The sequence below is a fragment of the Citrobacter sp. Cm038 genome, assembly GCF_030333105.1.
Classification (GTDB): domain Bacteria; phylum Pseudomonadota; class Gammaproteobacteria; order Enterobacterales; family Enterobacteriaceae; genus Citrobacter; species Citrobacter murliniae.
Map to the genome: position 1 here is coordinate 763,053 of NZ_JAOWGO010000022.1, position 11,975 is coordinate 775,027.

General features: G+C 52.4%; 7 protein-coding genes. 5 read left to right on the forward strand and 2 right to left on the reverse strand.

Features of this window, described 5'->3' with window-relative positions:
* Positions 1 to 81: 81 nt before the first annotated feature.
* The 4 genes from OGY01_RS14975 to ftsP all read left to right on the forward strand — a co-directional run bounded on the left by OGY01_RS14975 (position 82) and on the right by ftsP (position 6,520).
* Positions 82 to 1,689, forward strand: coding sequence for an ABC transporter substrate-binding protein (locus tag OGY01_RS14975; RefSeq protein ID WP_286493292.1), 1,608 nt, complete (start codon positions 82 to 84; stop codon positions 1,687 to 1,689).
* 155 nt (positions 1,690 to 1,844) lie between these two features.
* A complete protein-coding gene (parC, locus tag OGY01_RS14980) occupies positions 1,845 to 4,103 on the forward strand; it encodes a DNA topoisomerase IV subunit A (RefSeq protein ID WP_048220542.1) in 2,259 nt (752 codons plus the stop codon).
* A 195-nt stretch (positions 4,104 to 4,298) separates the two neighbouring features.
* The gene (gene plsC / locus OGY01_RS14985; protein ID WP_045447583.1) at positions 4,299 to 5,036 is read left to right on the forward strand and encodes a 1-acylglycerol-3-phosphate O-acyltransferase; all 738 of its coding nucleotides are present in this window, start codon (positions 4,299 to 4,301) and stop codon (positions 5,034 to 5,036) included.
* Between the two features lie 71 nt (positions 5,037 to 5,107).
* Positions 5,108 to 6,520, forward strand: a complete 1,413-nt coding sequence (ftsP, locus tag OGY01_RS14990) for a cell division protein FtsP (protein WP_045447580.1) — start codon at positions 5,108 to 5,110, stop codon at positions 6,518 to 6,520.
* 16 nt (positions 6,521 to 6,536) lie between these two features.
* Here the strand turns inward: ftsP and OGY01_RS14995 are convergent, their stop codons facing one another.
* Positions 6,537 to 8,012, reverse strand: a complete 1,476-nt coding sequence (locus OGY01_RS14995) for a TrkH family potassium uptake protein (protein WP_048220544.1) — start codon at positions 8,010 to 8,012, stop codon at positions 6,537 to 6,539.
* A gap of 199 nt (positions 8,013 to 8,211) precedes the next feature.
* Here OGY01_RS14995 and OGY01_RS15000 point away from each other — a divergent pair, with 199 nt between their 5' ends.
* A complete protein-coding gene (locus OGY01_RS15000) occupies positions 8,212 to 10,383 on the forward strand; it encodes a YgiQ family radical SAM protein (protein ID WP_045447574.1) in 2,172 nt (723 codons plus the stop codon).
* 48 nt (positions 10,384 to 10,431) lie between these two features.
* On the opposite strand, the gene OGY01_RS15005 is transcribed toward OGY01_RS15000, so the two are convergent.
* On the reverse strand, positions 10,432 to 11,886 hold the full coding sequence (locus OGY01_RS15005; protein WP_045447571.1) for a DASS family sodium-coupled anion symporter: 1,455 nt from the start codon (positions 11,884 to 11,886) through the stop codon (positions 10,432 to 10,434).
* Between the last annotated feature and the right edge of the window lie 89 nt (positions 11,887 to 11,975).

Below are 11,975 nucleotides of genomic sequence, written 5' to 3' on the forward strand. Positions count from 1 at the left end.
TGTCCTAAATGTGATACAAATCAGCCTGTAGAGGGCCACAACATGTAAAGTAGCGGTATCATTTTTATCGACAGAGAAATCATGAAAACGCATCCATTATTATGGCTGGTCAGCCTGATGTGCAGTCCCTCGCTTTTTGCCGCAACGATCCCAGACGGAACACCTCTCGCCCCACAACAAATTTTTCGTTACAACAACCACAGCGATCCGGGCACCCTGGATCCGCAAAAAGTGGAAGAAAATACCGCCGCGCAAATTGTACTCGATCTCTTTGAAGGGCTGGTCTGGATGGATGGTGAAGGGAAAGTGCAGCCTGCTCAGGCTCAGCGCTGGGACGTTCTGGATGGCGGTAAACGCTATATTTTTCACCTGCGTAAAGGGCTGCAATGGTCAGATGGTGTGGCGCTGACTGCACAGGATTTCGTGGCGGGATGGCAGCGAGCGGTTGACCCGCATACCCTCAGCCCGTTTGCCGGATATCTGGCGGCGGCGCATATTAAAAATGCGCGGGCGATTGTTGACGGTAAATCCCCCGTTAGTTCGTTGGGGGTGAAGGCTGTGGACGATGTTACCCTTGAAGTCTTTCTCGAACAGGCTGTACCGTGGTTCACTACCATGCTGGCGTGGCCCACGTTATTTCCCGTCCCGCAGCACACCATTGTGCAATATGGTGATGCGTGGAGTAAGCCTGAACATCTGGTTTCCAATGGTGCATTTGTGCTGGATAAATGGGTGGTGAACGAGAAGATCGTTGAGCGTAAAAATCCTCGTTACCGTGATGCGCAACATACTGTTTTACAGCAGGTCGACTATCTGTCGTTAGATAACGCCGTGACGGGGTACAATCGCTATCGTGCCGGCGATGTTGATCTCACCTGGGTTCCGACTCAGCAAATTCCGGCGATAAAAAAGAATTTGCCGGGCGAGCTACGGGTGATCCCTCGCCTGAACAGCGAGTATTACAACTTCAACATCCGCAAAGCGCCGTTCAACGATGTCCGGGTGCGTCGGGCACTGTACTTAACGGCCAATCGACAGCTTATTGCTGAGAAAGTCCTTGGATTGCGTACACCTGCAACGACGCTAACACCGCCGCAGGTTACCGGTTTCACGCCGCCTGTGCTGACCGATCTTCAGGCACCGTGGAATGAGCGGGTTGCCGAAGCGAAAGCGTTATTGAAACAAGCCGGATTTGACGAGCAGCATCCGTTAACGTTTGAGCTGTTTTACAATAAGTACGACCTGCATGAGAAAACGGCTATTGCCTTGTCCTCAGAGTGGAAAAAATGGCTTGGGGCTGATGTTAAGTTGCGCACCATGGAGTGGAAAACATATCTGGATGCACGTCGCGAGGGGGACTTCATGTTGTCTCGCCAGTCGTGGGACGCGACGTATAATGAAGCGTCAACGTTCCTGAATACGTTGCAGTCAGGCAATGCAGAAAATGTCGGTCAGTGGCGCGATGCGCGCTATGACGCGTTGTTGGCGCAGGCGGCTCGTACGCCCGATGCTGCACAGCGAAACCAGCTGTATGCGCAAGCGGAAGGTATTATTAACCAGCAAGCCCCCATCATCCCTATCTATTATCAGCCGTTGATCAAATTACTTAAACCCTATGTGGGAGGGTTTCCTGTGCATAATCCCCAAGACTATGTGTATAGCAAAGAGCTCTTTATCCGGGCGCATTAAGAGCGAAGTACTAAGGAGACGATTGCCGTCGCTATCTGCGGCGGTAAAACCACTGAACTTTGTGACTCAACACGCCAGATAGGGTAGTATCTGCGGCAATATTGCCTGACAGATACTGGGTATTGTTCGGGCTTACAGTTGAGGAACCACGATTAATGAGCGATATGGCAGAGCGCCTTGCGCTGCATGAATTCACGGAAAACGCCTATCTGAACTATTCCATGTACGTCATCATGGACAGGGCGTTACCGTTTATTGGCGATGGTTTGAAACCCGTTCAGCGTCGCATCGTTTACGCGATGTCCGAACTGGGGCTGAATGCCAGCGCCAAATTTAAAAAATCCGCGCGTACCGTCGGTGACGTGCTGGGTAAATACCATCCACATGGTGACAGTGCCTGCTATGAAGCCATGGTACTGATGGCACAACCGTTTTCTTACCGTTATCCGCTGGTTGACGGGCAAGGGAACTGGGGGGCGCCGGACGATCCGAAATCCTTCGCGGCGATGCGTTATACCGAATCCCGACTGTCCAAATACGCGGAAATCCTGCTGGGTGAGCTTGGTCAGGGGACGTCGGACTGGGTGCCTAACTTTGACGGCACCATGCAGGAGCCGAAGATGCTGCCTGCGCGCTTGCCGAATATTCTGCTTAACGGCACCACCGGGATTGCCGTCGGGATGGCTACGGACATTCCTCCGCATAACCTGCGCGAAGTGGCGAAAGCGGCGATTACGCTGATTGAGCAGCCGAAAACAACGCTGGATCAACTGCTGGATATCGTACAGGGACCGGATTATCCGACCGAAGCGGAAATCATCACTCCTCGCGCAGAAATTCGTAAGATTTATGAAAACGGGCGCGGCTCTGTACGTATGCGTGCAGTATGGACGAAAGAAGACGGCGCGGTGGTGATCTCTGCGCTACCGCACCAGGTTTCCGGGGCAAAAGTGCTGGAACAGATCGCTGCCCAGATGCGCAATAAAAAGCTACCGATGGTGGACGATCTGCGCGATGAATCGGATCACGAAAATCCGACCCGTCTGGTGATTGTGCCGCGCTCTAACCGCGTGGACATGGAGCAGGTGATGAACCACCTGTTTGCTACCACCGATCTGGAAAAAAGCTACCGTATCAACCTGAACATGATAGGTCTCGACGGTCGCCCGGCGGTGAAAAACCTGCTGGAGATCCTGACCGAGTGGCTGGCGTTCCGTCGCGACACGGTGCGTCGTCGTCTGAACTATCGTCTGGAAAAAGTACTCAAGCGCCTGCATATCCTCGAAGGTTTGCTGGTGGCGTTCCTCAACATTGACGAAGTGATTGAAATTATTCGTCATGAAGATGAACCCAAACCCGAGCTGATGTCGCGGTTTGGTATTTCCGAAACGCAGGCTGAAGCCATCCTTGAGCTGAAATTGCGCCATCTTGCCAAACTCGAAGAGATGAAAATCCGTGGCGAGCAGGATGAACTGGCTAAAGAGCGCGATCAGCTGCAGGGCATTCTGGCCTCCGAACGCAAAATGAGTAACCTGCTGAAGAAAGAGTTGCAGGCGGATTCAGACGCTTATGGTGACGATCGCCGTTCCCCTCTGAAGGAGCGCGAAGAAGCCAAAGCAATGAGCGAGCATGACATGCTGCCGTCTGAGCCGGTCACCATTGTGTTGTCTCAGAGTGGCTGGGTACGTAGCGCGAAAGGGCACGATATCGATGCGCCGGGATTAAGCTATAAAGCGGGTGACAGCTATAAAGCTGCGGTGAAAGGTAAGAGCAACCAACCGGTGGTCTTTGTTGACTCGACCGGGCGAAGCTATGCTATCGATCCGATTACTCTGCCGTCAGCACGTGGTCAGGGTGAACCGCTGACCGGTAAACTCACGCTGCCGCCAGGTGCGACGGTTGAGCACATGCTGATGGAAGGCGATGACCAGAAACTATTAATGGCGTCAGATGCTGGCTACGGCTTCGTCTGTACTTTCAATGACCTGGTAGCGCGTAACCGTGCGGGTAAAGCGTTGATTACGTTACCGGAGAATGCGCATGTCATGCCACCGGTAGTGATCGAAGATGAAACCGATATGTTGCTGGCGATCACCCAGGCCGGACGTATGTTGATGTTCCCGGTGAGCGATCTGCCGCAATTGTCGAAAGGCAAAGGGAATAAGATAATCAACATTCCTTCTGCGGAAGCGGCAAAAGGTGAAGATGGTCTGGCACTGCTCTATGTATTACCGCCGCAAAGCACGCTGACAATTCACGTCGGTAAACGCAAAATTAAACTGCGTCCAGAAGAGTTGCAGAAGGTAACCGGCGAGCGTGGTCGTCGCGGTACGCTAATGCGCGGTCTGCAGCGCATTGATCGTATTGAGATTGACTCGCCTCGACGTGCCAGCAACGGCGACAGCGAAGAATAACGCTGTCGTTTGGCTCTCCCTTCTTTTACGGAGGGAGAGCAAACGTTAAAAATTCCCGTGAAACCGTTGTTTATTCGTGCGTTGCGATTAACAATACGCTTTTCCAGAGAGCCGCTCTTAACAAAGCCCTAACCTGATACTGTGTTCTGGATCAGGTGACGTAAAATGCCAGGCTCTTAGGCCTTAGAGGTTGTTATGCTATATATTTTTCGTTTATTCATTACTGTTATTTACTGCATTCTGGTCTGTATTTTCGGTTGTATATACTGTCTTTTCAGCCCGCGAAATCCAAAACACGTCGCGACGTTCGGCCATATGTTTGGTCGGCTGGCTCCTCTTTACGGCCTGAAGGTTGAGTGCCGTATGCCAGCGGACGCGAAGGACTATGGTAATGCCATCTATATTTGTAACCACCAGAATAACTACGACATGGTTACTGCCGCGAATATTGTTCAGCCACCGACAGTAACGGTTGGTAAAAAAAGCCTGCTGTGGATCCCTTTCTTCGGTCTGCTGTACTGGCTCACCGGTAATCTGTTGATTGACAGAAATAATCGTGCGAAAGCGCACAGTACGATTGCAGCGGTGGTAAACCATTTCAAAAAACGCCGTATTTCCATCTGGATGTTCCCGGAAGGAACGCGTAGCCGTGGCCGTGGCCTGTTGCCATTTAAAACTGGCGCGTTTCATGCGGCAATTGCTGCTGGCGTCCCTGTTATCCCGGTATGTGTTTCAACGACCTCGAATAAGATTAAACTTAACCGGCTGAATAATGGTCTGGCGATCGTAGAGATGTTACCGCCAGTGGATATCAGTCATTTTGGTAAGGATCAGGTTCGTGAACTGGCAGCGCATTGCCGTACGCTGATGGAACAAAAAATCGCCGAACTCGACAAAGAAGTTGCCGAGCGGGAAGCTGCCGGTAAGGTTTGATTCGCGCAATTCGAGTTTTTTACAGGAAGTGATTTCCTGCGTGTTAATAGCCAGTTTTACATGGAGCTTATATGTCACTCAGTCGGCGTCAGTTCATTCAGGCATCGGGAATCGCACTGTGTGCAGGTGCTGTTCCGCTGAAGGCTAATGCTGCCGGTCAGCAACAACCTCTACCTGTTCCGCCACTGCTGGAGTCCCGCCGGGGACAGCCGTTATTTATGACCCTGCAACGCGCTCACTGGTCCTTTACACAAGGTACGCGCGCGCCTGTCTGGGGAATTAACGGGCGCTACCTGGGGCCGACAATCCGCGTCTGGAAAGGGGATGACGTTAAGCTTATCTACAGCAACCGTCTGACTGAAAATGTCTCGATGACCATCGCCGGATTGCAGGTACCTGGCCCACTGATGGGTGGTCCGGCACGAATGATGTCGCCGAATGCGGACTGGGCGCCGGTCCTGCCGATTCGCCAGAGCGCCGCGACGTTGTGGTATCACGCCAATACGCCAAACCGTACCGCACAGCAGGTCTATAACGGTCTTGCCGGGATGTGGCTGGTCGAAGATGAAGTGAGTAAATCACTGCCTATTCCCAACCATTATGGCGTGGATGATTTTCCGATCATTATTCAGGATAAGCGTCTGGATAACTTTGGTACGCCGGAATACAGCGAACCGGGCAGTGGTGGTTTTGTCGGTGATACGTTATTGGTCAACGGGGCGCAGAGTCCTTATGTGGAAGTGTCTCGTGGCTGGGTACGTTTGCGTCTGCTGAACGCGTCTAACTCTCGTCGTTACCAACTGCAAATGAGCGACGGGCGCGCACTGCATGTTATTTCCGGCGATCAAGGTTTTTTACCGGCTCCGGTGTCGGTGAAACAGCTATCGCTGGCGCCTGGCGAGCGGCGTGAGATTCTGGTGGATATGACTAACGGTGACGAAGTGTCGATCACCTGTGGTGAGGCAGCCAGTATTGTTGACCGGATCCGGGGATTCTTTGAACCTTCCAGTATTCTGGTCTCCACACTGGTATTAACGCTGCGACCCACAGGCCTGCTACCGCTGGTGACTGACAGTCTGCCGATGCGTCTTTTGCCAACAGAAATTTTGAGTGGAACGCCGATTCGTAGCCGCGATATCAGCCTCGATGACGACCCTGGTATCAATGGTCAACTGTGGGATGTAAACCGCATGGATATCACCGCTCAGCAGGGAACCTGGGAGCGCTGGACAGTACGCGCGGATATGCCGCAGGCGTTCCATATTGAAGGCGTCTCTTTCCTGGTCCGTAATGTGAATGGCGCAATGCCGTTCCCGGAAGACAGGGGCTGGAAAGATACCGTCTGGGTGGATGGTCAGGTGGAGTTGCTGGTCTATTACGGACAGCCTTCCTGGGCCCATTTCCCGTTCTACTTCAACAGCCAGACGCTGGAAATGGCGGATCGTGGCTCCATCGGACAGATGCTGGTGAATCCGGCACCGTAATGCGCAGGAGGGCCTGTTAGGCCCGCCAGAACATGCGCGAGAAAAGGATCAAAATGGGGTAAATCTCCAGACGCCCCATGATCATAGCTGCGCACATCAGAAGCTTTGCCTCGTCGTGTAAAGTGCCAAACGTTGTAGCGGTTACGCCAAATCCCAGTCCCATATTATTGATGCAGGCGGCGACGGTGGCGAAAGATGAGAAGAGATCGTAGCCCATCAAATTGAGTGCCCAGATGAAAAAGCTGGTAAACAAAACATAAAGAAAAAAGAAGCTCCATACCGAGCGAACCACACGGTCGGTAACCACGTTGTTGCCAACTTTGATATTCAGCAATGCGCGAGGGTGCGCGAGTTGGTGTAACTCCTGACGACACTGCTTGAACATAATTAGAAAGCGCAGCACCTTAATTCCTCCGCAGGTCGAGCCCACACAACCGCCAAAGAAACTGGCGCTGAGTAGCATGAAAATTGTGTGTGAGGGCCACTGTGCGTAATCCGCCGTCGACAGGCCATTATCTGTCAACATGGAGCTGGCCAGAAAAAAGGCGTGCACCAGACTGTCTGATATACCGTACATGCCCGCTCGCCAGACCTGCCAGGTGCTGATCAGGGTGATAACCAGCGCAATAATCAAGAAGAATTGCAGTTCGGCATTACGGCGAAATGGCTTGAAGGTACGTTTTACGATAGCGACGTACCAGAGGGTGAAGTTAAATGCAGATAACAGCGAAAACAGCCCGGCGACAAGCTCAATAGCATGGCTGTTATAAAAGCCGATGCTCTCGCTGCGGGTGGAAAATCCGCCAAGGGAGACCGTCGAAAGCCCGTGGCATACAGCGTCGAAAAACGACATACCGGCAATCCAGTAAGCCAGAGTACAGATAAGTCCCAGAATGAAATAGGTTAGCCACAGCGTGCGTGCAGTGTCAGCAAGTCTTGGCGTGAGGCGTTCTTCTTTAAAGGGGCCGGGCATTTCAGACTGATAGAGTTTCATACCCCCGATACCCAGCAGCGGCAATACCGCTACGGCGAGGACAATAACCCCCAGGCCGCCAATAAAATTGAGCTGAGCCCGATAGTACAGATAGGACTTTGGCAAGGCGCTGACGTCGCCAATCACCGTTGCTCCGGTAGTGGTAATGCCGGAGACCCCTTCAAACAGGGCATCGGAAAAGGAGAGATTTAAGCCATCGTCCATCCACATCGGCATCGCGCTGATAAATGAAAAAAGCAGCCAGAAGAGAACGATGATGACGAAACCATCCCGGGTTCGTAGCTGAATACCGGCATGTTTTGTTACCAGCCATGCACCGCCGCCGAGGGTAAAGAAAGTCATAAATGTACTGAAAAAAGCGAAAAAGCTCCGCTCTTTATGCAACAGAGCGATGGCCATCGGTGGCAGCATAGAGAAGCTGTACAGAAGAACCAAAAATCCGCACAGATGAACAACAACCCGTAACTGGGAAATATGCAGTGAATCGTTGAGTCGCAATGAAAAATCCCCCGCCGAAAAAGAGATATCTCAACAGGTCGGCATGGTGTTAATTATGATTGAAAAAAATGGGTGTAGTAAAATTTAACAATTTATAAAGCTTTCTACCCGTCTGGCTCAGACTCCACTTCATTTCTTGCGGACATACAGCGTATAATCCCCGGCCTTTGATTATTTTTTTACCATTTTTGGAAGCAATATGAGCGCAATATCCCTGATCCAACCGGACAGAGACCTTTTCTCCTGGCCGCAGTACTGGGCCGCCTGTTTTGGTCCCGCGCCGTTTCTGCCGATGTCGCGAGAAGAGATGGACCAACTTGGCTGGGATAGCTGCGACATTATTCTGGTTACCGGTGATGCCTACGTCGATCACCCAAGCTTTGGTATGGCCATTTGTGGTCGTATGCTGGAATCCCAAGGATTTCGTGTCGGGATTATCGCGCAGCCGGAGTGGAACAACAAAGACGATTTTATGCGTCTGGGTAAACCGAACCTGTTCTTCGGCGTGACTGCCGGCAATATGGACTCGATGATCAACCGTTATACCGCCGATCGCCGACTGCGCCATGACGATGCCTATACGCCGGACAACGTTGCAGGCAAACGCCCGGACCGCGCTACGCTGGTTTATACCCAGCGCTGTAAAGAAGCCTGGAAAGATGTTCCGGTGATCCTCGGTGGTATTGAAGCCAGCCTGCGCCGTACTGCGCATTATGATTACTGGTCTGATACCGTGCGTCGCTCTGTGCTGGTGGATTCCAAAGCGGATATGCTGATGTTTGGCAACGGCGAACGTCCGCTGGTAGAAGTGGCGCACCGTCTGGCGATGGGCGAGACAATTGATCAGATCCGCGACGTGCGTAACACCGCGATCATGGTCAAAGAAGCGCTGCCAGGCTGGAGCGGTGTGGATTCCACGCGTCTGGATACGCCGGGGAAAATTGATCCTATCCCACATCCGTATGGTGAAGATCTGCCTTGCGCGGATAACAAGCCTGTTGCACCTAAAAAGCAGGAAGCAAAAGCGGTCACCGTTCAGCCGCCACGTCCAAAGCCGTGGGAGAAAACCTACGTGCTGCTGCCGTCTTTTGAGAAGGTGAAGGGCGATAAAGTGTTGTATGCACATGCATCACGAATTCTGCACCACGAAACAAACCCTGGCTGCGCGCGCGCCCTGATGCAAAAACACGGCGATCGCTACATCTGGATCAACCCGCCAGCGATCCCGCTGTCGACTGAAGAGATGGATAGCGTCTTCGCGCTGCCGTATCAACGTGTTCCTCATCCGGCGTACGGTAACAGCCGCATCCCGGCTTATGAAATGATCCGTTTCTCGATCAACATTATGCGTGGGTGTTTTGGCGGATGTTCTTTCTGTTCGATCACCGAGCACGAAGGACGCATCATCCAGAGCCGCTCGGAAGATTCGATCATCAACGAGATCGAAGCGATTCGTGACACCGTTCCGGGCTTTACCGGTGTGATTTCCGATCTTGGCGGCCCAACGGCCAACATGTATATGCTGCGCTGTAAGTCGCCGCGCGCGGAACAGACCTGTCGTCGCTTGTCTTGCGTCTACCCGGATATCTGCCCGCATATGGATACCAACCACGAGCCGACCATTAATCTCTATCGTCGTGCGCGTGATTTAAAAGGTATTAAAAAGATCCTTATCGCCTCTGGTGTGCGTTATGACATCGCGGTTGAAGATCCGCGCTATATCAAAGAGCTGGCGACCCACCACGTGGGGGGCTATCTGAAGATTGCGCCGGAACACACCGAAGAAGGCCCATTGTCGAAGATGATGAAGCCGGGCATGGGCAGCTACGATCGCTTTAAAGAACTATTCGATACCTACTCTAAACAGGCCGGTAAAGAGCAGTACCTGATCCCATACTTTATCTCTGCGCACCCGGGTACGCGTGACGAGGATATGGTAAATCTGGCGCTGTGGCTGAAACAGCGTCGTTTCCGTCTGGATCAGGTGCAGAACTTCTACCCATCGCCGCTGGCGAACTCGACAACCATGTATTACACCGGGAAAAATCCTCTGGGTAAAATTGGTTATAAGAGTGAGGATGTGGTGGTGCCGAAGGGCGACAAACAACGTCGTCTGCATAAAGCGTTGCTGCGTTATCACGATCCAGCCAACTGGCCGCTAATTCGTCAGGCGCTGGAAGATATGGGTAAAAAGCATCTGATTGGTGGTCGTCGCGAATGTCTGGTTCCGTCTCCTACGCTGGAAGAGATGCGTGAAGCGCGTCGCCAGAACCGACATACACGTCCGGCGCTGACCAAACATACGCCAGTGGCACATCAACGCCAGACACCGGCGGCGAATAAAAAACGCGGGAAAGTGGCAGGGCGCTAAATGTGTAGCCCGGTGGCGCAACGCTTACCGGGCCAGTTTCACTTCAGCTTAGTACAGACCCAACACCTTCCACCACATCAAACCCACGGTCAAGAAGACCGCCTGGTTAAACAGGCTGATGACAAATCCTGTTCGCCACCAGACTCCCGTTGGTACATATCCCGCGCCAAACAGGATCGGACCACGGGCGTGAGTATACTGAGTGAGAGAACAGTACAGGCTGCTGGTGAAGGCCAACATTAATGCTGTAGGAGCAGCCGGAATATTCAGATGCAGGCCGACGCCAAGGAATACGGCATACAGTGCGGCAATCTGCGCGTTTCCGCTGGCAAAAAAGTAGTGGGTGTAGAAGTAGGCGGCGTTAAGCAGCAGCAGAACGATCACCCAACTGGTACCGTGCATGGTGCTGCTAAGGCTATCGCCAATCAGGTTACCAAACCAAGTGGTAAAGCCGAGTTTTTTCAACTGGTTTGCCATCATCAGCAACGCGGCGAACCAAATCAGCGTATCCCATGCGCCTTTTTCGCTTTTCACATCTTCCCAGCTCAGAACGCCGCTAAGTAATAAAATCGACAGGCCAACAAACGAGGCCGTAGTGGCATCGACACCTAACGTATCACCGAAGATCCACAACACCAGCAGAACGCCGACGGTCGCCAGCATCAACCACTCGCCGCGTGACATGTGGCCCATTTCTGCCAGCTCTTTACGGGCCAGATTAGGGGCATCAGGCGTATGTTTAATTTCCGGGCGCACCAGCCAGTAGACCAGCAGCGGAACCAGCAGTAGTGACACCAGGCAAGGCAGCAGCGCTGCCATAAACCAGCTTCCCCATGTCAACGTGATTCCTGCGTTTGCCGCCAGTTTCACCGCCAGCAGGTTACCGGTATACCCAGTCATAAAGAGCGCGGCGGTGACGTCGTTGACATTGCCGATACAAGTGATGAGAAAGGTACCGATTTTGCTGCGAGATTCATCTTCCGGGTTTGAGTTAAAACTGCGTGCCAGAGAATCGGCAATCGGATAGATAACGCCGCCGCAGCGCGCCGTATTACTTGGCATGGCGGGAGAGAGGATCAGATCGGCAAAAGCCAGACCGTAGGCGAGCCCCAGCGTGCGTTTACCGAGCAGTCGGATCATCTGTAACGCAATACGCCGACCCAGACCGGTTTTGATAAATCCACGGGCAATCATAAAAGCGACGACGATAAGCCAGATAAGCGAACTGTTCAGCTCGCTTAGTGCTGTAGTTATAGCACCACTGGCCGTTTTATCCCCCGCGGCATAGGCGAGTGCAAAAACGGTAATGCCAATAATGCCGACAGCGCCAATCGGCAGAACTTTTGCCACGATAGAGGCGATAGTGGCGACAAATATAATCGCCGAATGCCAGGCTGGGGCACTTAACCCTGTTGGTGGGGTGAGTTGCCAGAGACCAGAAGAGATTAATATTATAAGAATCAATGGGAGCCATTTAACTCCCTGGGATTTGTTTTCCGCCACAGTTTGACACCTATAAAAAATTGATATGTGTATTCTTTAAGTATAATAACCATTAATAATTAGGTGGTTATTTGGTAGTAATGCTGCGC

Bases quoted from the DNA above. Each gene is read 5' to 3' on its own strand.
- parC (WP_048220542.1), top strand. From the start codon at position 1,845: ATGAGCGATATGGCAGAGCGCCTTGCGCTGCATGAATTCACGGAAAAC.
- plsC (WP_045447583.1), top strand. From the start codon at position 4,299: ATGCTATATATTTTTCGTTTATTCATTACTGTTATTTACTGCATTCTG.
- OGY01_RS15000 (WP_045447574.1), top strand. From the start codon at position 8,212: ATGAGCGCAATATCCCTGATCCAACCGGACAGAGACCTTTTCTCCTGG.
- ftsP (WP_045447580.1), top strand. From the start codon at position 5,108: ATGTCACTCAGTCGGCGTCAGTTCATTCAGGCATCGGGAATCGCACTG.
- OGY01_RS14975 (WP_286493292.1), top strand. From the start codon at position 82: ATGAAAACGCATCCATTATTATGGCTGGTCAGCCTGATGTGCAGTCCC.